The 23,295-nt window shown below is 51.4% G+C and carries 27 protein-coding genes and 1 tRNA gene; 14 read left to right on the top strand and 14 right to left on the bottom strand.

Annotated elements, in window-relative coordinates; all coding sequences use genetic code 11:
• From DW724_RS14550 to DW724_RS14530, 4 genes are all read right to left on the bottom strand, one after another.
• On the bottom strand, positions 1–323 hold a 323-nt coding region (locus DW724_RS14550), incomplete at its 3' end, for a recombinase family protein (protein ID WP_158580380.1).
• 645 nt (positions 324–968) lie between these two features.
• Positions 969–1,133, bottom strand: a complete 165-nt coding sequence (locus DW724_RS15495; protein ID WP_158580379.1) for a hypothetical protein — start codon at positions 1,131–1,133, stop codon at positions 969–971.
• 160 nt (positions 1,134–1,293) lie between these two features.
• Positions 1,294–2,184: a myo-inosose-2 dehydratase gene (iolE, locus tag DW724_RS14535; RefSeq protein WP_117489169.1), complete on the bottom strand. Its 891-nt coding sequence runs from the start codon at positions 2,182–2,184 to the stop codon at positions 1,294–1,296.
• A 15-nt stretch (positions 2,185–2,199) separates the two neighbouring features.
• Positions 2,200–3,327 (bottom strand): Gfo/Idh/MocA family protein, encoded by a 1,128-nt coding sequence (locus DW724_RS14530; RefSeq protein WP_118761962.1) that lies wholly within the window; start codon positions 3,325–3,327, stop codon positions 2,200–2,202.
• 137 nt (positions 3,328–3,464) lie between these two features.
• Between DW724_RS14530 and DW724_RS14525 the strand changes: the two genes are divergently transcribed.
• The 4 genes from DW724_RS14525 to DW724_RS14510 all read left to right on the top strand — a co-directional run bounded on the left by DW724_RS14525 (position 3,465) and on the right by DW724_RS14510 (position 6,810).
• Entirely contained in the window at positions 3,465–4,325 is an 861-nt protein-coding gene (locus DW724_RS14525) for an AraC family transcriptional regulator (protein WP_116705602.1), read from the top strand.
• A 135-nt stretch (positions 4,326–4,460) separates the two neighbouring features.
• Positions 4,461–4,748 (top strand): DUF960 family protein, encoded by a 288-nt coding sequence (locus DW724_RS14520; protein WP_118761961.1) that lies wholly within the window; start codon positions 4,461–4,463, stop codon positions 4,746–4,748.
• Positions 4,749–4,778: 30 nt separating this feature from the next.
• Positions 4,779–5,870 (top strand): zinc-binding protein, encoded by a 1,092-nt coding sequence (locus DW724_RS14515; RefSeq protein WP_118761960.1) that lies wholly within the window; start codon positions 4,779–4,781, stop codon positions 5,868–5,870.
• A gap of 1 nt (position 5,871) precedes the next feature.
• Complete coding sequence (locus DW724_RS14510) at positions 5,872–6,810, top strand: class II glutamine amidotransferase (RefSeq protein WP_118761959.1); 939 nt, start codon at positions 5,872–5,874, stop codon at positions 6,808–6,810.
• A gap of 349 nt (positions 6,811–7,159) precedes the next feature.
• On the opposite strand, the gene DW724_RS15690 is transcribed toward DW724_RS14510, so the two are convergent.
• Positions 7,160–7,333, bottom strand: a complete 174-nt coding sequence (locus DW724_RS15690; protein WP_158580378.1) for a hypothetical protein — start codon at positions 7,331–7,333, stop codon at positions 7,160–7,162.
• Positions 7,334–7,393: 60 nt separating this feature from the next.
• Here DW724_RS15690 and DW724_RS14505 point away from each other — a divergent pair, with 60 nt between their 5' ends.
• The 3 genes from DW724_RS14505 to DW724_RS14495 are packed head-to-tail and all read left to right on the top strand — an operon-like array spanning position 7,394 to position 9,186.
• A complete protein-coding gene (locus tag DW724_RS14505) occupies positions 7,394–7,978 on the top strand; it encodes a recombinase family protein (protein WP_118761958.1) in 585 nt (194 codons plus the stop codon).
• A gap of 24 nt (positions 7,979–8,002) precedes the next feature.
• On the top strand, positions 8,003–8,794 hold the full coding sequence (locus DW724_RS14500; RefSeq protein ID WP_118761957.1) for a hypothetical protein: 792 nt from the start codon (positions 8,003–8,005) through the stop codon (positions 8,792–8,794).
• Positions 8,791–9,186 carry a hypothetical protein gene (locus DW724_RS14495; protein ID WP_118761956.1) on the top strand — a complete coding sequence of 132 codons (396 nt, stop codon included), beginning with the start codon at positions 8,791–8,793 and terminating at the stop codon, positions 9,184–9,186. The genes DW724_RS14500 and DW724_RS14495 overlap by 4 nt, the downstream gene beginning before the upstream one ends.
• 149 nt (positions 9,187–9,335) lie before the next feature.
• Here the strand turns inward: DW724_RS14495 and DW724_RS14490 are convergent, their stop codons facing one another.
• Both DW724_RS14490 and DW724_RS14485 read right to left on the bottom strand, forming a co-directional pair.
• Positions 9,336–10,418, bottom strand: a complete 1,083-nt coding sequence (locus tag DW724_RS14490) for a hypothetical protein (RefSeq protein WP_118761955.1) — start codon at positions 10,416–10,418, stop codon at positions 9,336–9,338.
• Between the two features lie 14 nt (positions 10,419–10,432).
• A complete protein-coding gene (locus DW724_RS14485) occupies positions 10,433–11,149 on the bottom strand; it encodes a hypothetical protein (protein ID WP_118761954.1) in 717 nt (238 codons plus the stop codon).
• A gap of 252 nt (positions 11,150–11,401) precedes the next feature.
• Here DW724_RS14485 and DW724_RS14480 point away from each other — a divergent pair, with 252 nt between their 5' ends.
• From DW724_RS14480 to DW724_RS14460, 5 genes are all read left to right on the top strand, one after another.
• Entirely contained in the window at positions 11,402–11,623 is a 222-nt protein-coding gene (locus DW724_RS14480; RefSeq protein ID WP_118761953.1) for a hypothetical protein, read from the top strand.
• Positions 11,624–11,626: 3 nt separating this feature from the next.
• Positions 11,627–11,986 carry a hypothetical protein gene (locus DW724_RS14475; protein ID WP_118761952.1) on the top strand — a complete coding sequence of 120 codons (360 nt, stop codon included), beginning with the start codon at positions 11,627–11,629 and terminating at the stop codon, positions 11,984–11,986.
• A complete protein-coding gene (locus tag DW724_RS14470) occupies positions 11,979–13,583 on the top strand; it encodes a hypothetical protein (RefSeq protein ID WP_118761951.1) in 1,605 nt (534 codons plus the stop codon). Before DW724_RS14475 ends, DW724_RS14470 begins: the two co-directional genes overlap by 8 nt.
• An 84-nt stretch (positions 13,584–13,667) precedes the next feature.
• On the top strand, positions 13,668–13,943 hold the full coding sequence (locus DW724_RS14465; RefSeq protein WP_118761950.1) for a hypothetical protein: 276 nt from the start codon (positions 13,668–13,670) through the stop codon (positions 13,941–13,943).
• 63 nt (positions 13,944–14,006) lie between these two features.
• Positions 14,007–15,422 carry a tyrosine-type recombinase/integrase gene (locus DW724_RS14460; RefSeq protein ID WP_118761949.1) on the top strand — a complete coding sequence of 472 codons (1,416 nt, stop codon included), beginning with the start codon at positions 14,007–14,009 and terminating at the stop codon, positions 15,420–15,422.
• 152 nt (positions 15,423–15,574) lie between these two features.
• On the opposite strand, the gene DW724_RS14455 is transcribed toward DW724_RS14460, so the two are convergent.
• The 4 genes from DW724_RS14455 to DW724_RS14440 form a co-directional block, all read right to left on the bottom strand.
• A tRNA-Arg gene (locus tag DW724_RS14455) sits at positions 15,575–15,651 on the bottom strand.
• Positions 15,652–15,748: 97 nt separating this feature from the next.
• Entirely contained in the window at positions 15,749–16,315 is a 567-nt protein-coding gene (locus DW724_RS14450; RefSeq protein WP_118361680.1) for an epoxyqueuosine reductase QueH, read from the bottom strand.
• A 35-nt stretch (positions 16,316–16,350) separates the two neighbouring features.
• Complete coding sequence (locus tag DW724_RS14445) at positions 16,351–16,983, bottom strand: GyrI-like domain-containing protein (RefSeq protein ID WP_118761948.1); 633 nt, start codon at positions 16,981–16,983, stop codon at positions 16,351–16,353.
• A gap of 11 nt (positions 16,984–16,994) precedes the next feature.
• Positions 16,995–17,435, bottom strand: coding sequence for a zinc ribbon domain-containing protein (locus tag DW724_RS14440; RefSeq protein ID WP_118481159.1), 441 nt, complete (start codon positions 17,433–17,435; stop codon positions 16,995–16,997).
• A gap of 203 nt (positions 17,436–17,638) precedes the next feature.
• Between DW724_RS14440 and DW724_RS14435 the strand changes: the two genes are divergently transcribed.
• Positions 17,639–18,484: an aminotransferase class IV gene (locus DW724_RS14435; protein WP_118761947.1), complete on the top strand. Its 846-nt coding sequence runs from the start codon at positions 17,639–17,641 to the stop codon at positions 18,482–18,484.
• A gap of 98 nt (positions 18,485–18,582) precedes the next feature.
• Entirely contained in the window at positions 18,583–19,440 is an 858-nt protein-coding gene (locus tag DW724_RS14430) for an NAD(P)/FAD-dependent oxidoreductase (RefSeq protein ID WP_118761946.1), read from the top strand.
• Between the two features lie 57 nt (positions 19,441–19,497).
• Here the strand turns inward: DW724_RS14430 and DW724_RS14425 are convergent, their stop codons facing one another.
• The 3 genes from DW724_RS14425 to DW724_RS15880 form a co-directional block, all read right to left on the bottom strand.
• A complete protein-coding gene (locus DW724_RS14425) occupies positions 19,498–20,241 on the bottom strand; it encodes a YebC/PmpR family DNA-binding transcriptional regulator (protein ID WP_118761945.1) in 744 nt (247 codons plus the stop codon).
• A gap of 700 nt (positions 20,242–20,941) precedes the next feature.
• Positions 20,942–22,786: a DNA helicase RecQ gene (gene recQ / locus DW724_RS14420; protein WP_118761944.1), complete on the bottom strand. Its 1,845-nt coding sequence runs from the start codon at positions 22,784–22,786 to the stop codon at positions 20,942–20,944.
• 239 nt (positions 22,787–23,025) lie between these two features.
• Positions 23,026–23,295, bottom strand: a 270-nt coding sequence (locus DW724_RS15880) for a hypothetical protein (RefSeq protein ID WP_207665664.1), incomplete at its 5' end; no start/stop codon positions are given.

Here is a 23,295-nt window from a genome sequence, read left to right as displayed (position 1 = left end):
AGCGTGTTGACCGAGTCGTTGGACAGGATGCCGAGGTTCAACACGTTGATGGTGATGCCCTCGTCGATCATCTCGGTGATGAGACCGGACGCCTGCGACACCGACCGCGCCAGCCGGTCGAGCCTGGTAACGATGAGCACATCGCCGCGCCGCAGCTGCGCCCGCAGCCTGTCCCATTCCGGTCGGTCCATCTTGGTGCCGGTGAACGTGTCCGTGTAGATTTTTTCCGCGCCCGCCGCCGTCAGCGCCGCCTGCTGCGCGTCCAGACTGTTGCCGTCGCGCGCCTGCGTTTTGGTGGATACTCTCGCGTAGCCGAATATCATGCCAATCCCTCCGTTTTCACGGTTTTGACACCGCGAGTTTTGAATATAGGTTTTGATACCCATATTATAGCTTATGCCACCGGGTTTTGCAACCGGTGGCAATACTTGAAGGTTTTGAGACAGACCGGCACCAACTCGTGCTCCTGCGGGGGACAGCAACTCGAGCACGATATGATCATACAGCGCACACAGGAGGACAAGGCCGTCGCGCGCGCCACCGACCCCGATTCCCGTGAGAACCGCCCACTTAAGTTCGACACCGAACAGCTCGACTACACAATGGCGCTGCTCAGGACTGTTCCTACGCACAGGTCGTTAAGCTGGCTGGTATCCGTAAGTCTACACTCATTCGGGCAAGGAACAGGAGAAAGGAAAAATAAAGGCGTAGCTTTATAGATTATGACTTTATTTCCAAAGCAGCGCAGCATACAGTCTTTCCGTATGCTGCGCTGCTTTAATATGGTCTCCCTTGGGCAATACCACTGTCCCGTAGCGGTACGATTGGGAACGTTGGAGCGTCAGACCCGATCGTTTTTCCAAAGAGAAATGAGATTTAACGAAGTAGCCCTGAACTGCAGATTATTCCCACAGATCCTTAGTCTTCGCGTTGTTATATACTTTATTATAACTGAAGAAATCAACGTTTTAGTGTTTCGGCACGTTTACAGCAGCTTTAACTGCCGTATGCCCTATGTTGTAGCCAAGACATGTGATATCCATGCTGAGCGGATCGTCCTTGATAATCTGTACAACGCTCATCACCACATCGTCGTTGGAGGAGAGAACAACGTCGATGTCATCCGGATGCATCTGTATTACGGATTCTATGGAGACTATTGCTTTTTCGGTCAGATTATTGCGGCACTGCATTCAACACTATTGGCTTTAACGTCTGACATAATTCTGCTGAAGTCATTGGTCAGCATTGCACTTGCTAGAGTCCTTGCTTAAAGATTTTTGCTTGATTTTATCAGATACCTGCGGTTTTCTTGATATACTCGCGTGCCATCTTGGCATACTCGAGCGGATTTGCCTTTGCCGGGTCCTGCTCGGCCTCTACGATGAACCAGCCCTCGTAGTGTGCATCGTGCAGAGCCTTGAATACGCCCGGATAGTCGACGCAGCCGTCACCCGGAATGGTGAAGCAGCCCTCGAGAACCGCCTTGCGGAACTTGAAGCCCTCGGCGTAAGCCTTTTCCATCATGTCGGGACGGATGTCCTTGAGGTGAACATGGCCGATACGCGGGCCGAACTCCTTGGCTGCCTTGACGGCGTCCTCCTTGGAGAAGGTGAAGTGGCCGGTGTCGAAGCAGAGGTAAACATAGCGCGGATCGGTGTTGTCCATCAGGCGCTTGGTTTCCTCGAAGGTCTGTACAACCGTTGCCATATGGTGATGGAAGCACAGCTTGAAGCCGCGGTCAGCAGCAATCTTGCCCAGCTTGTTCAGGCCGTCGCACAGCTTATCCCACTCTTCGTCGGTGGCGATCGGCTTGTTGTCACCGAACATCGAGCACTCCTCTGCGAACAGGCAGCGGGTCAGCTCGCATACGTTGATGCGGCTTGCACCGACAGCCTCGAGGAAGTCCAGCTGCTCGATAAATGCCTTTTCGTTCTCCTCGTAGGGGGTCGAGCACAGGAAGCTCGAGAACCACTGGGATGCAATCTTGATGCCGCGCAGGTCGAGCGCCTTGTTCAGTACGGCCGGGTCGGTCGGGAACTTGCCGCCGACCTCGGTGCCCTGAAAGCCTGCCAGAGCCGCTTCGGAAACCATCTGCTCGAAGGTCAGCTCGCCGCCGAGCTGCGGCATGTCGTCATTCGTCCAGCCGATCGGCGCAATGCCGAGTTTTACATTATTAAACATAGCCTTGAACCTCCCTTAGCACTTTTCCCAAGTGCCCGACTTAACGGATTTGAGCACTGCGTTGATAATGCCGTCAACCTTAGCGCCCATCTCGAAGTTGCAGATGTACTCGCCGCCGTGCATAGCCTGCATGAGTGCGTGAGCCTGCAGGGTCTTCATATCGTCGAATGCGATTGCGATGCCGCCTGCCGGCTGGAAGTACTTGAAGCCCTTGTGCTGCGGGTTGAGCAGTACGGTGCGGAAGCCGCAGTCACGGCCATTGTCCTTGTCAGCGTCAGCCTTGAAGTAAACCTGAACCTCGCACATGCGCTCCAGATCGTATACTACCGAGCCCTCGGTGCCCTGAATCTCGTAATAGAAGTAGTTCTTGCGGCCGGTTGCAACACGGGAGGACGAGAAGTCACCAATTGCACCGTTTTCATACTTAACGAGGAAGGTGATGAGGTCGTCGTTCTCAACCTTGCCCATCTCAGTGCTGCCTGCCTTGACCGGACGCTCCGGAATAACGATGGACTGTACGCCGAGCACCTCGCTCATGTCGCCCATGATCATCTGGGAAACGCTCAGCAGATGGCTGCACAGGTCGCCGAGTGCGCCCGAGCCTGCCAGCTTGTTGATGTGACGCCATGCGATCGGAATGGACGGATCGAGCAGCATGTCCTGATCGTAGGTTTGTACGCGCATGATCTTGCCCAGCTTGCCGGACTTGACGAGCTCTGCAACGTACTGGTTTGCCGGGTTCATGATGTTGGAGAAACCGCAGTAGTTGACTACGCCCTTTTCCTTGGCCAGATCAGCCAGCTCGCGGGACTGCTCAGCAGACAGAGACAGCGGCTTCTCGCAGAAAACATGCTTGCCGTGCTCCAGAGCAGCCTTTGCCATCTCGTAGTGCATGCAGTTCGGGGTTGCAACGTCAACTAGGTCGATTTCGGGATCGGTGACAACGTCCATCCAGTTGGTGGTGTAGCGGTTGTAGCCCATGTTCTTCGCGAACTTTGCTACTGCATCCTCGCTGACGTCGCTTACCAGCTCAAATACCGGCATATCATCGCCGAAGATCATGCGTGCGTTGTGGAATGCGGTGGTGTGGGCCTTGCCCATCCAGCCAGCGCCGATCAGACCGATTTTAATTTCCTTGCTCATAAGTATCTTCTCCTTTTGAACGATCGGAAGGTTTCTTGCCTTTCTGTTGTGCCTATGATATCATAAGAGACGAAAGCTGTCACGTGTAATGCGTGCACAAAATATGCAATTTTTGCTCTGACATTAGGGGTGCTGTTATGGATATTCGTCAGCAGGGTGTTATTCGATTTGAACCCGGTATCATAGAAAAAGAAGGGATCTATTTTCATACTGCTTCGGCTTTTGCGCAGCAGCACCTGTTTTATGGTCTCTGGGGTGCACGTTATCTTTGCAGTGCGCCGTACAGCGTGCGCAGAAAACATTTAAACGCATTTTTGATGTTTTACATTCATTCGGGTGAAATGCAGTTCACATATCGGGATCAGACATTCACAGCAAGCGCCGATGATATCGTGCTCATCGACTGCAATTTTCCGCACCACTACTATACAAAGAGAGAGGCGCAGTTCAGCTGGTTTCATTTTCACGGCAATGCCTCACAGGCGTACTGCGATCTTCTGTGGAAGAACAACGGTGCGCTGTTCAGCAAGCAGTATGGCTTGGAGAAGGACTTTCAAAAGATCATGCAGATGCTGCCACTCGATGCCAATGCAGACGATCGCATGTCGGTCGTCATTCACCATATACTTTCCTCGCTGAATACCCAAGGGCACGCGGCACACAACGTTTCGCCGCAGATACAGGCGGCAAAGGACTGGATGGACGAGCATTTTCATGAAAATATTCAAATAGAAGAAGTTGCTGCGCAGGTATCGCTTAGCCGGTTCTACTTTTCTCGCCGATTTCGCGAGGAAACCGGTTTATCGCCGCATGAGTATCTGCTCAATCTGCGGCTATCCTATGCAAAACTACAGCTTTCAGAATCGGATGACAGCATAGAAGAGATTGCTTATGACTGTGCGTTTTGCTCTGCTTCTAATCTGATTCGTGCATTTAAGAAAAGTACCGGTCTTACACCGTATCAGTTTCGAAAAACCGTATTCATTACAACGCATTGACAGAATAATATGAGAAAAGCATAGCTTGAACCATGTTTTTTCTGTGTTTCCGCCACTTTTGGACATATATTATAGATGTAGAAGCTCCTGGGATATTCTCAGGAGCTTACTTTTTGCCGAAAGGAGCAATCAAAGATGTTCAACAATCAAAAATTCCTGACGCGCGGGATAGAAAGCGAGATTCCCGCATGGCTTGTTCATCTTATGTGGCACATGGTCTTGACGATGGAGATTGAGGAAAAAGACTACCTGCAGGTATTCAAGCTGACAAAAACGCCGACCAGTCAGCATATCGTCCATAAGCAGGAGCAGCCGCCGTACCGATACAAGCTCGATGTATCGTGTGACAATGCTGTAGATACGAAGGTGTTCGTCATCGACGATTTGACGCATTCTACTATGCTGTTTTCCGAAGAATATTAAGATTTACTATACGAAACGGAGGAACAGACAATGAAAGAAACAAGAATTTGTGCAAACTGCGGTGCAGAGCATCCAATTGACCAGATGTTTGAAGTGGAAGGCGATTGGCTCTGCGAGGATTGCGCCGACCGACTGACCGTAATCTGTGACCACTGTGCCGAGCGGGTCTACGAGGAAAATGCCGTCGAGGATGACACGCACACGCTTTGCGACCACTGCTTTGATGAATACTACGTCCGCTGCGAAGACTGCAACCGCATTATTCATCGTGACCGCGCGTATTGGGATAATGACGACAACGCCTACTGCGCATCCTGCTGGGATGAGCATTGTAACATTATACACGAGTACAATTACACACCGGATCTTGTGTTTCATGGCAAGGGCCTGCGGCATTTCGGCGTGGAGCTCGAAATCGATGACGGCGGTACGGTAAACAGCAACGCACAAAAGCTGCTCGACATTGCGAACAAGGACGCTGAAAATCTCTACATCAAAACGGACGGCAGTCTGGATGAGGGTCTTAAGCTCGTCACACACCCGATGACGCTCGAATACCATTTGAACGAAATGCCGTGGGCGGAGGTGTTGCACAAGGCGCAGAGCATGGGCTATCTCAGCCATGCGGCCGGGACTTGCGGCCTGCACGTTCATATCTCCCGCCTTGCGTTCGGCTGTACTTATGAGCAGCAGGAAGCCGCGATTGCCCGCCTGCTGTATTTCGTCGAGAAATTCTGGGCGGAGCTACTGCGGTTCAGCCGCCGCACCCAGTCGCAGATGAACCGCTGGGCGGCACGGTACGGCATCCGCCTCACCCCGTCCGAACAAATGAACCACGCGAAGAATTCCTGCGCTGGGCGCTACACGGCGGTCAACCTCACGAATGCAGATACGGTAGAAATCCGCATGTTCCGCGGCACTTTGAAACTGAATACCCTCAAAGCCACCTTGCAGATGGTCAATCATCTCGTCGAGGTGGCTGTTTCTATGTCCGACAGTCAAGTGCAGGATATGAGCTGGTTCGATTTCCTTGATGACATCACCGAACCGGAGCTTATCCAGTATTTGAAAGAGCGTCGCTTGTATGTCAACGAACCCGTAAACACTTCGGAGGAGGAGTAATATGTGCAGTCTTTTCGGCTTAATTGATTTTAAGGAGTGCCTCAGCACCCATACGAAGAACAAAATCCTGAACACTCTCGCAAGAGAGTGTCAAGTTCGCGGCACGGATGCGACCGGCATCGCATATAACTTCAACGACCGCCTTCGGATCTACAAACGTCCACTTCCCGCTCGGAAAATGAAGATTCACATTCCGCACGGCGTAAACGTCGTGATGGGTCACACTCGCATGACCACACAGGGTAATGCGCAGTTTAACCAGAATAACCACCCGTTCCTTGGTCATGTTGCCGGAAACAGTTTTGCTCTCGCACACAACGGAGTGCTGTGGAACGACAAAGAGTTACGAATGGAAGAAAGTCTGCCAATGACGAGTGTTGAGACGGACAGCTACGTTGCCGTTCAGCTTCTCGAACAGCAGAAAACCCTCGACTTTGACAGCCTGAAAACTATGGCTGAGAAGGTCGAGGGTTCTTTCGTGTTTACCGTTCTGGATAAGGACAATTCCATCTGGTTCGTGGTCGGAGACAATCCGCTTTGCGTTATGTTCTATGATGGCTTTCTGATTTACGCCTCGATGCAGGAAATTCTGTGTAAGACAATCAAAAAGCTGCGGCTGAAAGCGCCCACCGATATTCTGGAGCCAAAGGAGGGCGAGATATTGAAGATTGACCGAGCAGACCGTATCACTACAGGCACCTTCACGCCGCACACGACATTCGAGCACTGGTGGCGCAAGTACCCGTTCTACCGCAGCTACTACGAGGACACACCGGCCAGTTATGACGATCTGTTCAGCGTGGCGAAGGCATTCGGCGTAACCGCTGACGAAGTGCAGGCACTCTTGGATTACGGCTGCTCCGAGGAAGAAATCGAGGAAATGCTGTATGATCCTACTCTGTTGCACGAAATGACCGGAGAACTGCTCTACGCGTATTAAGGAAAGGAGATGTTGCTTATGATTCCGCTCGGTCCAATCTTCCAAGCCGTTGGCGCTGTTGTTGATTTAATCATTGAAGCTGTCGAAAACTTTTCTGACAACTGAAACGAGGTGAGAAGATGAACGCAGGAAAAGTCATTCTCGGTGCGCTGACTATTATCGGTCTGCTGGCCGACATCATCGACGATGATTGAACACAAAAATACCGACTCATCAAGAGCCGGTATTTTTTGAGCATGTCAATAGGGTATACCCATCTGAAACAACGAGAAATTATGTCAATAGGGTTGTTTTCGGGCTTTTGCAATATGTAAAAACGAACGGCTGCCCTATTGACATAAATGATGTTTCAAAGGTATTTCGCATTGATCTTATGCAGGCAATCCTGTAAAGTTGCGCTGCCGTTATAGATGGCAAGGCACATTGCGCGTATTTCATCGGTCATCTCCAATCCTTCCATGCGGCAGGACATGGCAATGTTATCGAGGATTTCGGTAATGTCGGTCTGCTGTTTATTTGGCATAGTAATCACTTCCTGCTGTTAGGTTACCATAATTATCATTATAGAGAAAGAGGAAAAGAAATGAAAATAGGTTACATCCGCGTCAGCACCGAGGAACAGAACACAGCTCGACAGGAAGTTCTGCTGCGCGAGCTCGGCGTTGACGAGATTTTCATCGACAAAGCAAGCGGCAAAAATGCCGACCGGCCGGAACTTACCCGTATGATGAACTACGTCCGGCGCGGTGATACCGTGATTGTTGAGTCAATCAGCCGTTTCGCTCGCAATACCCGCGACCTGCTCGACCTCGTGGAACGGCTGACTGAGAAGCAGGTGGAATTTGTCTGCCGCAAGGAGGCCATCGACACAACCACGCCAACAGGAAAATTTATGCTCACCGTATTTGCAGCAGTCGCAGAGTTGGAACGCGAGTATATTCTCCAGCGCCAGCGCGAGGGTATCGCCATCGCCAAGGAACAGGGCAAGTACACCGGCCGTAAGCCAATGCCCCTGCCAGACAACTTCGAGCGGGTGGTTTCCCGATGGCGTGCCGGGGAAATCACCGCCATGGAAGCCATGCGGCAGACCGGGTTCAAGCCCAACACCTTCTACCGCCGGTGCTCGACAAAGAAACCTCTTGCGCCCCAACAGGATAAACCTATATAATATAGTAAAAGGCAGGTGAGCAGTATGAACGATATTCTCGAAATCACACCCGGTATTCCGTTGATGCTATCCAGTACCAGCAAGGGCGACGCAATGAAATGGTATCAGCCGGAAACAAATTGCTATCTGAAAGCGAATCGCGTCGATCATGGGCGTGAATATCAGGATGCCATTGCAGAGGTCATTGCTTCGCGTGTTGGTGAACTGCTGCATATTCCTGTCGTGCAATATCAGCTATGCCATATTCGGATAGACGATGAAAAACTTCTGCTTGGTACGATCTCACACAACTTCTGTCATAAGAACGAGAGTTTTATTTCGTTTGAGACCATGGTGGAAAGTTCAGATGAGCCAATTCAATGGGCTGTTTCGGCCAAAGATAACTATGAGCTTGTCATCGCCCTGTTTTATAAATTGACTGGACTGGATGCGCGAGACTATCTGAACACCATGCTGCTGTTTGACTTCCTGATCTGCAATGAGGATCGTCATTTGAATAATTTTGGCGTTCTCAAGGACGAAACAGATGGTTCATACCGTTTTCCGCCGTTGTTTGACAGCGGTTATGCACTTGGCTTCATGCAGGCGGAGCGTCGGCCGGTCGAACAATATCTGTACTCCTGCAAAGCCAAACCGTTCTCTACGAGCTTTTCCAAACAGCTGCATCTGATAAAACAGCTTCCGAGCGGGATTGTCCTGCCGGACAGCATTCCGGATACTGTATTCGATGGTCTGCCGCTGTCTGCACAGATGCACGACTATTGCAGTACGATTTTGCAGATAAGATTGCAGCAGTTAAAGGAGTATTTTGCATGAAACCTGTTGATTTCACAATCTATTGGAAAGAAACTCCCGTTGTGCAGGTCTGCTATGATGCAATGAAACAGCCGCAGTTTACCGTGCTCGATCATTCCCATCTGCCTGTTTTGCTGTTCGGCATGGATGGCAAGGCCGTGCCGACAGCCGCGCGGCTGGATAAATTCTTCGCTGATCGGTGTTTCCCGTCAACAAGGCAGAATGCCAAAGAGCTGCTCGCCATCGCCGGACTGACGCTCTACCAGCCCAAGCTGATCTGCCGCAAGACACACGGCATTGTCGCTCATGACCACTACTGGATCCGCTACGCAGATGATCCATCTGACCTCAGCCATGCTTCTCTGATGCAGGAGATGAGCAAGGCGGTAAAGACCGTCAGCGACAACAATTAAACGAAATAGGACCAAACAGGGCCGTCGGATTGCTCATGTATATCCGGCGGTTTTGTCTGTTAAAATACACTGTTTTTTCTTCTTCCTTTGCTAAATATCTGGGGTATCTGGGGTTTTCACCCAGATACCCCAGATTTTTATTATAGTCCTTATTCTTTTTCCTTCGCAGAAGTGGATTTTGCTTCCGCTAGAGAGGCTTCCTTTTGCTTCGCCGCTATCTGTCTCTTAATCCGTTGTACGTCCGCGTCGATGTCCTTTATTTCTTTCTCCAGCTCGATTTGGCATTGCCGTATCGCACAATGGCGCAACAGCGCAACAGCGTAGTGCCCGATGACATCAAAGGATCGCGCAAGCAGGAATTGGTAGATGGCTACCCATGCGCCCGGCATATGCTCCGCATAATACCGCAGCAGTTCATACCGCTTCTCCTTCTCTGGATAGTATTTTTGAGCGCGTTCTTCCATGCACTCTTTGCTGTTTGGTGCATGGGTAATGTGCTCTTTTACAAAGTCATATGCCACCTGTACGGTCAATGGGCCTTCCAGCGCTTTCTGCAGTTGTCTCGGCATATCTTCAGCACGTGTTATAACATCGTCTACCTCGCCCATCTGTCCGTAAAGTACTTCCATCTTCCAATATTGCATTTCCATCGTTTTATTGAATCGGATTATGAAATCATTCGCTATGCCATTATGAACCCGTCCTGACATTGCATCCAGCAGCGTATCATCCACAACATTGTAAATTATCCTGACTGTCTCGAAATACCGTTCAAAAATACGATCTGCTTCTTTCGTCCCGTTTGGCTTTGCATCTACTCCAAAGAAGTCATAGACCGTCCTCTGCTTTTTCACTCTATTACCATCTATCAACTTGCTGTAAAGAATATCATGCCAGTATCGAACCCTCTTTGTGGAGGTGTCATACCAGATCTTTGCTGACAGCATCTGACGAACGAAATCAATGACCTCTGCCAGCTCCCTTCCGTGCTCTGCGAAAGAGGCTTCGATCACTTCGCGTGTATACTTCTTAGGCCATTCGATATAGGAACTTATCTTATTACGCAGAAGTTGACCGTCATCCATCCCTAAGTTATAGAACTCAATCAAATCCTGGGCCAAATTCACGGTTCGACAACGCGGCACAACAAATTCTTCCTTCATAGCTTCGAAGAACCCTGTCGGCGAATCGGCAATACGGGACAGCGGTATAGAAACAGTCCGCAGATGCATTGCTAGAAATTCTGCTATGTCCGCACAGAGCAATCTACTCTTTTGTGCAAAATCTTGTATTTATTGATCGACTCATCCCATGCCGGCAGCTCCAGATGCGGATTGACGAGCTTGCTCTTCGCCGGACTTTTCCGATATACGTTAAGTTGAATAATGTCACTGCTGAGCACCGCCGGTAAAATCGGATAAACGGCGTAGTCTGACAGCGCCAGATCTGCCAAACGGCATTTGCCTATTTTCTTTGGAATTTTGAAGATCTTAGAAACGCCTTTCCTGAAAAACTGCGTGTAGTTATTCAGAACGTCTTTCAGTCTGTTCTCAAACTCAGTTTTTTCGTCAGGACATATTGTTATATTCTGTTGGGTTCGTTTCAGGTTAAACTTCTGCCGTTTATAGAGATATCGCCGCCGCCAAAGCGTTTCCTCTTCATAGTACATTAGACTGTCCAGCCACTTCAGCTCTCGTTTCTCTGTCTTCCCCTCTTTGTCAGAGTCGCGCACACACAGCAACAGAACAAGGGCAACCTGTAGCTGTCCCAGTTCTTCGTCTGAAATTTCTTGGTTCCGTGTTTCCTCCATAATCTTAAGCAATGTCAAAATTGCGTCTTTATATGAGGAAAATCTGTATTTTTTAACATACTCCTTTGTGTGGTTTATGATTTGTTTTTTCCATATATCCACATCATTTTCGTCGATTTTTCGACTAATTTCAAGCATATTAATATCTCTCATATGGTTACTCTCTAGTTAAATCAACCTTATATTGGTAATATTCTGGTTGAATATTAGATTTATCATAAAAACGCTTTGTTTATCCACAGTATCTACAGATGACAGCCCTATAAAATCATGATAATCTATTGTTGTTGAAAAAGCAATACTTGCTTTATAAAGTATTTTCATTACTTTTTCACACGTAAACCGGTTTGCTGATGTTGGGGACGCCAAATGTCAAAAATCCAAATTATGAAGGAGGTACGGCTCATGGAGATCCGTCGTCCGGAGCACCCGCTCGTCTATATGAAGTGCGTCAAGCCCTACGGCCGCAAACATGGCCGCAAACGTAGCAAGCGCGATTCCGAGGCTGCACCGCAGCTGACAGTCAACGTTCTGCTGCTCCCATCCCGTCATCAGCCTTCCGCCCCGGTTCTGACCGAGGCAGACGGCGCCACCATTATCGACATTACCAATTCTGAGGAGGATTAACCCATGGCAAACCATATCAATCGTTCTAAAGACCCCGAAGTGATCGTCAATACTATTATCCAGTCCTGTGATACTGAGCAGATTCAGGTATGCGTCATGCGCGTCCCGCTTTCTAGCTCGTCCGATGAAAGCGAACCGATGAGCGTAGAGCGTCGTATGATCTCCGACGAGGAACTTGCAGATTCTAAGCGTCTGCACAACCAGATTGCCTCTGTGAAGACGCAGATGTACGACCCGGAAACCGGCTGCGTATACGAGCGCTGCGAGAAGTCTCCTGTTGGTGCAGATCCGTTTTATGATCTCGCCGTTCACCTTTCCACTATCTTTTCGGAAGGCATCGAGGAGGACTGCGATCATGAGTAAGAAGAACAACACACTCTCTGTATACGCTGAAATCAGCAGGATCTACCACGATCCTGCTGCCAGCTCCCTCGTATCGCCTCTCGTGCAGATTAATGTTCTGTTCGATAACGGCAGTATGGCAAAGGCATTCCTGCCGGCCGACCAGCTGACAACATCCGGATTGAAGAAGGCTGTTCCTCGTCTGCGCGGTCTACCCGATATCTGTCCACTTGTCCGCGAACTGAACACACAGTTTGCGGATATCATGGATGGCACTGTTCCTAATTTTGAAACTTTCTTTGGTCTGCTGCTGCCCCGTACGGGGCTGCAGCGTCTGCCGAACGGTCATTCCTTGTATGTGCTGGGCGATCAGCTGATCGGACCGATTGCTATGCCGGTTCTTCCACGTCCGCCGGTAAGCTATCACATGATGCTGTCTCCCATCCAGCATCCGCTTGCGGCGCTGTTCTCCGAGCTGGTTTACTGCTCTGCTACTGTGGTGGTGCCGATCATCTTTCTGTTCGCTACACTCCTGCGTTCCTGGATCAATGAGATCACGCCGTCCTGGCAGGCCGTGCTGGCTATCACAGGCGGTCAGGGTCTGGGCAAGACTACTCTTGCGCGTAAGATTACCGACTGGATTTGCGACTCGCAGAACAAGCCTGCCTTGCTGTACAGCGCCGGCAGCACACCGGCCGCCATTCACGATACCATGGTCACCGCACGTGATCTGCCTCTTGTGATAGATGATCTGTGCCTGTCGGCGAGCCCCAAGCTCCAGCAGAAATATCGTGATTTAGGTGCACAGTTCGTTCGCGAGGGCACCAATGCGTCCGGTATCTCTAAAAAAGCTGGAAATCAGACTATGTCATTCTCATGCAACGCTGGAATTATTCTGACCGCTGAGTTTGCTCTCGAGAACCCTTCGGACATTACGCGATGCATTTTTATCCCCCTCACACAGCCGCCTGTTGTGGCGTCTTCTCTGACGCCGGAGCTGATCGGCGCTGCCTGCCGTCGTTTTATCGAATGGTTCCTACAGCATGAGTCCGAGGCGGCTGAGGATTTCCGGAAAATCAATTCTGAGGAGAATCCGGATGATATGCATCCTCGCATATTCCACAACTTTCTCATTTTGCGTACTGTGTTCTCTCTGGCACTTCGCGCCGCCCGCGAAGATGGAATGTCTGCCTCGTCGTCTGAGGCGATTACCGAACGGTATGAGGTCGGGATTGGGCAATCACAGCAGTACCAGAAAAAGCTGCTCAATGCCCTCGATCGCAGCAAGAAAAAGGGCAATCTTGCCTTTGTGCTTCTGGAATGTTATGGTGATTCCGAAGTATTTAACCTGACGAGTAACATAAAAAAGCTTCATAAGCACGACGGAATTATGTGGAAAAACAATCTGTGTCTGCGGTCTGCCGCGCTGGAACGTGCAGTCCGCTTACAGGATGGATACCAGAACTATACCCTTTCCAAAATCGTGCGCGAGCTGAAGAATATGGGTGCGCTCGTTATTCAGGAGGAAGGCACATTGCAGGTACGCCTCAAGAAGGGTACGCCGCGCGTGTATTGCATTCGGCTTGATGTTCTTGAAGAATACGAAGAACGCTTCTGATTACAGAGAGCTGCGGTCTATATATTATAAAAGTGAGATCTGTATCCTTACGTTAAAAATACTTGCTGAAGGAGAGAAAATAACATGTCCAATCCCACAATTACATTCATTCCGCAGCGTCGTTTCTACGACACGGCAACCGTCGCTGAAACCCATCGCCGTCTGCTCGCAGAGGGGCACAATATTTTGGAGAATGCGCTGCGCGGATTTATCCGTCAGGGTATCATGCCGGCAGTCAGGATTGGCCGCAAATCTTTGCTGTACTACCCAAATGTCATCAAACTGCTGACCGCGGGCAACAACCATGTTTCGCCGGATGACGATCGTCCGTCGTACATTCCGGCGAAGATTTCGGTATAAGCGACAGTCTGCGGTGCGTCCAAGCGGCGCACCGCATTATTATACACGAAAGGAGAGAAAAACGTGCCAAGTATTAAGAAAATTCGCACAAAGTCCGGCTTGAGCTTCAAAATCACGGTTTCGTGCGGCTACGATGAGCGTTACCGCAAGCGCGGTCATTATAAAACGTGGAAAGCACCGGAAGGCTGGTCGGAGCAGCGTGCTGAGCGGGAGGTACAGAAAATTGCCTATGAGTTCGAGAACAGCATCAAGCTGGGGTTTCAGCCGGACAACAACAAGACGTTTGCCGAATATGCTACCTATGTGATTGACCTCAAGGAGCATACCGGCACCAAGCACAGCACGATCGAACTGTACAAGCACCTGTGCGAACGCATTATCCCTGCGATTGGTCACATTAAGCTGACAGAATTGCGACCGCAGCACCTGAATCGCCTGTACATGGATCTTCAGCAGAACTGTACTAAGCATGTGCTTGACAAGGCACGCTCGAAGGCTGATTTGGGAGCGCTGCTGACCGAGCGGCAGATTTCGCGCGCCAAACTGGCCAAGCTGTCTCGCCTCAACGCAGTTACCATAACGGCAGCCTGCCGCGGACAGGTTATCCGTAAGTCCTCCGCAGACGCAATTTCTGCGGCGCTGGGTATACCACCGCAAAAGCTGTTCGAGTACATCTTGAATACCGACCACCTCGCGGTTAAAACCGTTCTGCAGCATCATCGTTTCATCTCCACCGTGCTTTCGCAGGCGGAAAAGGAGATGATCGTGACCTACAACGCAGCGGCACGCGCTACATTGCCTCGTGCGCAGCGAAAGAAGATCAACTATTTCCAGCCGGAAGAAATCTTCCGCATTTTGCAGGCGCTCGAGAGTGAACCGCTCAAGTGGCAGACGATTACTCATCTGCTGATCGTCACCGGTGCGCGGCGCGGTGAGATTATGGGACTGAAGTGGGAGAATGTTCACCTTGATGAGCGCTATCTCTACATTGAGGTCAACCTCCGCTACTCCAAGGCGCGCGGTATTTATGAGGAAACACCGAAAATCGGTGAAACGCGCTTTATCCCGATTCCGGATGAAACTGTCACGCTGCTGCGTGAATATCGTATAGAGCAGGAGAAGCTGCGCGAGCTGAACGGTGATCGGTGGCAGAATGACGAAGGTTTCCTGTTCACGAGGGATGACGGACAGGTCATGCACCCGGACAGCATTACCGCGTGGCTCAATAAATTCAGCGAACGGCATGACCTGCCGCATATCAATCCGCATGCATTCCGTCATACGGTTGCCAGCGTATTGATCGCCAACCACACCGATGTTGTTACCGTTGCTCGTCAGCTCGGTCATTCCAGTCCGGCTACGACCGAGATGTACTATGCGCACTTGATTGAGCAGTCTCGCGTGCAGGCAGGTGAGTGCATCGCTGACGTTATGCTGCGTCAGTACAAGCCAACAGATAATAATCAACAAGGCAAATAATCAATAAACGAAAAGAGCGGCATTGCCGCTCTTTTTTACTGTTCAGGCTACCACATAGTAGCCTGCGCAGTAGCCTCGATTTTATTTTGTTAAAGCAACACTCAAAAAGATAACAAAAAACCGCTCATTTCCAAGAAACAAGCGGTTTAACATGGTACGCCCGGTGCGATTCGAACGCATGGCCTTTGGAGTCGGAGTCCAACGCTCTATCCAGCTGAGCTACGGGCGCGAGTACATGATATAGTATACCAGTCTTTCGTGCGTTTGTAAAGCGGTTATTGCGGGGTATTTCGGTCGGATTGTGCCGAAACACCCCGATTTCCGCTTTACGCCTGCGTGGCGTCCGGCTTTTTCTTCTTTTTGCGCTTGCGGTAGCGGTCCTCTTCGGAGAAAACACAGCCGCAGTAATTCTGCATGTACAGGCCAAGCTCACGCGCCTTATCCTGTCCCTCGCGGAAGCGCGGCGAAAAGTCGCGGTGCAGATACTCGACACCGTATTTTTCGGCCATTTGCTCGCAAATCTGACGCATCAGCTCATGATTCTGATACGGGCTGACAAACAGGGTAGAGGTAAACCGGTCGTAGCCATGCTCGGCGGCGTAGCGCGCGGTTTCCTCAAAGCGGAGCGCATAGCAGGTCGCACAGCGGTTGTCCCAGTTGGGATAAACAGCTTCGATGAACTTGCGCAGGCCATACTCGTTCTCAATCTCCAGCTTGAGATCAATGCTTTTTGCATACTCAACGAGCGTATTCTTGCGCATTTTGTACTCTTTCATCGGGTGAATGTTGGGATTGTACCAAAAACCTACCGGCTCGATACCCTCCTGCCGCAGCGTGTCGATGCACGCGATGGAGCAGGGCGCACAGCAGATATGAAGAAGTGTTCCGGACAAAAAATCAAACCTTTCTGAAAAGTATTCGTGTTATTTCACGCCTTTTTGATCGGGTGGCGAAGGACGGTTTTGCGTTTCTCCGGCGCGGTTTTGCGCGGGTCGGAGAGATAAATCTCGTGGTGCAGTCGTTCGGCGGTGAGATCGTTTGCATAGCCGTTCTGTGCGAGATACTCGTCCATCACCGCAACAGACGCAGGCTCGTCATCATAGGAGCCAACGTGCATGATCTGCACGCACAGACCTTCCTCAATCGTCAAAAACTCGGCTGAGGAGCAATCCAGCTGTTTCTTTTTTGCAGCCGTCTGTACCGCCCAGTCAAAATCCGTCTTGGTCACAAAATCCGGCAGACGAATGACGGAAATCCAGTGGAAACCGGATTTATCCGCATAATTTACACCGTCTACATCATCCTGCCGCCAGAAACCTTCCAGCGGCGGAACAACATATTCAAAGAAGCCTGCGATTTTATAATCGGTCTTATAACTCATTTTCAGCGTGTAGGCCACGGCATACAGCACGCTGATGGCCTGCTGATATGCACCGCCGTCCTCGTTCGGGTCGCCGGTGCCGCGCACGGCAATGTAGTTCATTGGCGGCACTGCGGTAATCTGCGGCTTGCTTTTCGGCTGATAGAGTTCCTTGTACTCTTTTTTGAAGTCAAACGGCATAGCGTTCTCCTTTATTTCTTCCAGTGCTTGAGGGTCGGCACAATGGCTTCCATATGGGCGCGAACCTGCTCTGCAGGCCAGCTTTCGGTTGCCATATGCGTTACGCAAACGTCAATCAGCTGCTCTTTCGTGGTGTATTTGAAGGTTCCGTCGGCATAGCACCACATGCAGTAGTCCTCGTTAAAGGAGCCGTCCGGCTCTTTACTGGTGATGGAATCTTCAAGCGGCATGCCGCAGCATTGGCAGATCAGCTGCCGCGGAGAGCCGAGAAGCGTATTGATCGACACGTTAAAGAACGCGGAAAGCAGCTTGAGCGTTTCGACATTCGGCGTGGTTTCGCCCGTTTCCCAGCGGGATACCGCCTGTCGGGTGACAAAAATTTTTGCAGCCAGTTCGTCCTGTGAGAGACCTTTTTCGGTTCTGAGATGATATAAAATATCCTTTGTATTCATAATCGAACACCTCCGTGAGGTAAGTGTATCATAGGATCTTTTTACGGACAAGCAACATGCGGTTGCGGTATCGGATAACGCCTGTCAGCAACCTGCCAGCTTAATTATTATACCGCGTTTCCGGCCTACTTGCAAACCCTGTCGAAAACCGTTATACTGAGATTAGATTGACCCGGAATTTTGATCAAAGGAGGCATATTCCCATGAAGGATATTGCATACTATAACGGAAAAATTGGCCGCATTGACGAGGTGCAGGCGCCTATCACCGATCGCGGTTTTTACTTCGGCGACGGCGTTTACGATGCGGCGATGGTCAACAACAAGAAAATCTTCGAGCTTGAGGATCATCTGGACCGCTTTTACAACAGCCTGAAGCTGCTCCGCATTGAGCCGCCGATGCAGCGTGACGAGCTGAAAAAAACGCTGAACGAGCTGGTGTCTCAGCTGGATTCGGATGCGCCGCATATGCTGTACTGGCAGTCCACCCGTGCAGTGGCACACCGCATGCACGCGTTCCCCAAGGGCGGCAAGGCCAGCCTGATGGCATTTTCCGAGCCGTGCGGACTTGACCGCCAGGATCATCCGTACAAGCTGATTTCGGTCGAGGACACGCGTTTTCTGCATTGCAACATCAAAACGCTCAACCTTATTCCGAACTGCATGGCAATGCAGCAGGCTGTTGAGGCGGGCTGTGACGAGGTCGTTTTCCACCGCGGCGACCGCGTGACTGAGGGCGCACATTCCGGTCTGGCGATTCTCAAGGATGGCGTGTTCTGTACGCCTCCGGCGGATAATCTTATTCTGCCGAGTATTACGCGCAAGCATTTTCTTATGCTGTGCGACAAGCTCGGCGTGCCGACCCGCATCGCGCCGTTCACTGTGGATGAGCTGAAAAACGCGGATGAGGTGATGATCCTGTCCACCGGCACGCACTGCGTCGGCGCATGCGAGCTGGACGGCAAGCCGCTCGGCGGCAAGGATCCTGCACTGCTCGATAAGCTGCAGAAGGCGTATCAGCAGTGGTTTGACGAGAAAACCGCAAAATAATGGAGAATTGAAAAGGAGTAATTGAGAATTAAGTTATCGCGCATTGCGTGTATCCGTCATTTTCCATTCTCAATTTTCAATTTGGAAAGGACAAAAGAATGCCCAACATTGTTATCATTGGCGGCGGACCGGCGGGACTGAGTGCTGCGATTTACGCGGTACGCGCCGGCATGCAGGCAACCGTTCTGTATAAGGACGGTGGTGCGCTGGCCAAAACGGACAAGATCGAGAATTATTTCGGCTTTATTGAGCCGGTTTCCGGTGCAGAGCTGCTCGAGCGCGGACAGAAGCAGGCCGAACGTCTGGGCGCAGTTTTGCGGCAGACCGAGGTAACTGGTATTGAGTATGCGGCGCAAGGCTTTACGGTTAAGACTGCGGACGGCGTGTTTGACGCGGATGCGGTCATTCTGGCAACCGGTTCGCCGCGTGCGGTGCCGAAAATCGAGGGCGTAGCTGCATTTGAGGGCCGCGGCGTCGGCTACTGTGCCATCTGCGATGCGTTTTTCTATCGCGGCAAGGACGTTGCCGTGCTCGGTCAGGGTGAGTATGCGCTCGAGGAAGCGAGGGTGCTGCTGTCGGTGGCGCAGTCCGTTACGCTGCTGACGAACGGCAGCGAGCCGCCTGCCGACCTGCCCGACGGTCTGCGCGCAGAAACGCGAAAGGTAAGCGCGGTCGAGGGCGATGAACTGGTGTCGCGCGTGGCGTTTGCCGAGGGAGAACCGCTGCACGTTTCCGGTGTGTTTGTCGCCTACGGTACGGCCGGCAGCGGCGATTTTGCCCGCAAGCTGGGCGCGCAGCTGGACGGCACGCGCATCAAGGCGAACGCCGACGGCTCGACGGCTGTACCCGGCCTGTTTGCGGCCGGTGACTGCACCGGCGGTCTGCTGCAGGTGGCAAAGGCCGTCGCAGACGGCGCTGAGGCCGCAATGAGTGCGGTAAAGTTCGTGAGAAAGTGAAGAAAGCACCGCATACCTCGGTATGCGGTGCTTTTTTATGCGGTTTTGACCGGGGCATTAACCCTCGTAATCATCCTCATTCGCCCAGTTGTGCCAAACTGCCTGAACGTCGTCATTATCCTCGAGGTTATCGAGCAGCTTACGCATCTGCGCCATATCCTCTTCCTTTTCGAGGGTGATGTAGTTCTGCGGAACCATCTGCAGCTCAGCCTGTGCGAAGGTGTAGCCTTCCTTCTCGAGTGCCTCACGAACGGTGGAGAAATCATCCGGAGCGGTGTAGATTTCAAAAACGCCTTCCTCAACGAGGAAATCCTCAGCGCCTGCATCGAGCGCCTGCATCATAACAGCGTCCTCGTCCAGACCTTCGCTCTCCATAATGATAACGCCCTTCTTATCGAACTGCCAGGATACGCAGCCGGAAGCGCCCAGACCTGCGCCGTACTTGTCGAACAGGTGACGAACGTCCGCAACGGTGCGGTTCTTGTTATCTGTCAGGGTCTCAACAACGACTGCAACGCCGCCTACGCCGTAGCCTTCATAGTTGTTTGCCTCGTAATCGACCTGACCGTTTGCACCGGAGTACTTATCGAGCGTGCGCTTGATGTTATCGTTCGGCATATTGTTGGCCTTGGCCTTTGCAATGCAGTCGCGCAGGCGAGCATTGAAGTCCGGATTAGCGGAGCCGCCTTCCTTGATTGCGATTGCCATTTCACGGCCGATTTTGGTGAAAATCTTTGCTTTTTTTGCATCGTTTGCGCCCTTGCGCTTTGCGATGTTATTCCACTTGGAATGTCCCGACATGGTGAGTGTCCTTCTTTCTTTTATATCATCTAAAATATTAACTGTATAACACGCAGAACAATTTTAACAGGTTTTTCACTATTCTGCAAGTCCTGCGAGTATATTTTTCGCGTTTGCGGTGCAGAATAGCATTGCAAACGAAACGAGGTGAGCCAAATGAGCAAGCAGAACAAGAACCGGAACCAGCAGGGTCAGCAGAATCAGCAGCAGAATCAGCAGCAGAATCAGAAAAACGATCAGCAGAACGGCTGATATTTTTTCCTGAGCCGATGGGTGTGCCTGTCGGCTTTACTTATTTTCAGCGGGTTGATGACGGATTGAGAATGAGTTCTGATCTTTGGCTGAGAGACCCGCCGCACCCGCGGCGGCGGGTACAAGGGTGGACACCAAGGTTTCCACCCTTGTGAATCCCGTTTCCTTTATTTCTTAGTCTGGCGCAGATCAGAGAGCGGCGACCGCTCCGAAATAGGGGAACGGCAGAGGATTTTTACTTCCGTATCTTTCTCAACCTGTTCGCAGTGTCAGATTCCTTACTGCTGTACATACCGGCTGCTCTACGCAGGCGCAACACAAGGTGAATTGCCCGAAGGGCAAGAGAAGGTCCCCTGGGGGATAACAATGTTGCGCAACTCGTTTGCGCGGTGGCCGCGGATAGCACCTGTGGATTTAAGGCAATACCGCGTTTAATTCTCAATTTGCTTTATTTTCCAAGGTTTTCATCCCGGTATTTCTGAATCGCTGCCAGAAACTCCTTGCCGTACCGCCTTGCTTTTGCATCGCCTACGCCGCGGACGGACAGCAGATCGAACTCGCTTGACGGCTGTTTTGCAGCCATATCAGCGAGCGTTGCGTTGGAAAAGATAACGTACGGCGGCACGCCTGCGCGTGCTGCAAGGCGGGTTCGTACATCACGGAGCGCATCGAACAGCTTTTCGTCCACATCTTCCGCAAGAGCCGCGTACTGTTTGGCTGCTGCCGGCTTTTTCTCCTTGGGCAGCTTGACGCGGAATTCACCGCGTCCGCGCATGAGTGCGTTGCCGGTGCGGGTGAGCACGAGCACGTTCATGCGGTCCGGGTCGGCGATGAGGTATCCGCGCTCGAGCAGCATGTCAATCAGCCGACGGACATACACGGCGGTGCTGTCCGGCATGATATTATAGGTGGAAAGTGTATCCAGATGGAACTGCGTGATTTTTTCGTTCTTACTGCCGGTCAGAATGGCCGAAACAACGGTTTTGCCGAACGCACGGCCGCGTTCATCCAGTCGGTACACACACGAGAGGATTTTGCGCGCGTCCATGGTTGCGTCCACTTCCTCGAAATTGGTGTCGCAGCTGCTGCAGTGTCCGCACGATATCGGTGAATTTTCACCGAAATAGCGCAGGATGTAATGCCGCAGGCATTCGGTCGTGGTGCAGTAGAACGTCATCTGCCGCAGGCGCTCGCGGTCGCGCGCGATGAGCTGCTGACGGGTGGCCTCGTCAATGGTTTCGTCCTCGGCTTCGTGGCTGCGCTCAATCAGAAACTCGGCCATACGCACATCTTGTCCGCTATATAATAGAATACAGTCGGCAGGCTGATCGTCTCGACCGGCACGGCCGGCTTCCTGATAGTAGCTTTCCATATTTTTCGGCATATTATAGTGGATAACGAACGACACGTTGGATTTGTCGATACCCATGCCGAATGCGTTGGTAGCAACCATAATGGTCTTGCGGTCGTACAGAAAATCGTCTTGATTCTCGCGGCGCTCCTCGGGATCGAGGCCCGCGTGATAGCGGGTGGCGGGCAGGCCGCGGCTGAGCAGCAGGCCGCAGATCTCCTCCACGTTTTTGCGGGTGGAGCAGTACACGATGCCGCTCTTGTCCTTGCGCTCGTTCAAAAGCTGGAGCAGCTTCATGCCCTTGGAGGCGGGCTGTTCGACTGCGAAATACAGGTTGGGACGGTCAAAACCGGTGGTCTTGATGAACGGTTCGTGCAGACCGAGCGCCTGCACGATGTCGTCGCGCACCTCGGCGGTGGCCGTTGCGGTGAATGCGGAAACGAGCGGCCGTTGGGGCAGTGCGGCAAGAAAGTCGAGGATTTTGAGATAGCTTGGACGAAAATCCTGTCCCCATTGAGAGATACAGTGCGCTTCATCGACTGTGACCATCGAAATCGGTACGCGCTTGGCAAATTCGAGAAACGAGGGGGCGGTCAGGCGTTCCGGCGCAACATAAAGCAGCTTGTACTGTCCTCGTCCGGCGAAGTACAGTGCATCGCGGAATTCCTCCGCACTCATCGCACTGTTGATGCACGCGGCAGGAACGCCTGCTTCCACAAGCGCACCGACCTGATCCTTCATCAGCGAAATGAGCGGAGAAATGACCAGCGTCAGGCCGGGAAACAGCATGGCGGGCACCTGATAGCAGATGGACTTGCCCGCACCGGTCGGCATAATGCCGAGCGTATCCCGGCCGGAAAGGATGGCGCGAACCAACTCATCCTGTCCCGGGCGGAACGAATCGTAGCCGAAATATTGTTTGAGAATGTCCTGTGCGGTCATGGTCTGCTCCTTACATATATAGTAGATATAATTGCCGGCGGCTTTCCAGTATTTTGCGCAGAAAGTCGAAATACGACCAGCCTTGTGCAGCGGCAGAAATCATGGTCAGGCAGTTCTGCGTTGGCGATAAATTGTCGTCGTACCGCGCCGCATCGTCAGGCCGCTGCCTGACAACGTACACGCCGGTGAACTGTTCGATCGGGTGTTCGACTTTATTATAGTATCGTGCAATTATCTTATCACGTTTTTAGAAAAATCTCAATAGTTTGAAAAAAGTGCTTGACATTCGCTGTCGGATTTGGTATTCTATTAAAGCTGTCTCTCAGAGACGAGCGTAAAACCGAAAAGTTTGGTTTAGAACCGATTGAGGTTCTGAAAAAGAATTTGAAAAAAGTTCTTGACAAACGCTTCTGGTTTTGATATACTAAATAAGCTGTTGATGAGCGATTGAGAACAACGAAAAGTTGCGAAAACTCTTTGAAAACAGCAGATTGTACCTTGTAAATTAA

Source organism: Butyricicoccus sp. AM27-36, from assembly GCF_003480945.1.
Lineage (GTDB): Bacteria > Bacillota > Clostridia > Oscillospirales > Butyricicoccaceae > Agathobaculum > Agathobaculum butyriciproducens.
Note: the sequence above shows the minus strand (reverse complement) of the source record. Positions and strands in the feature narration are given on the sequence as shown.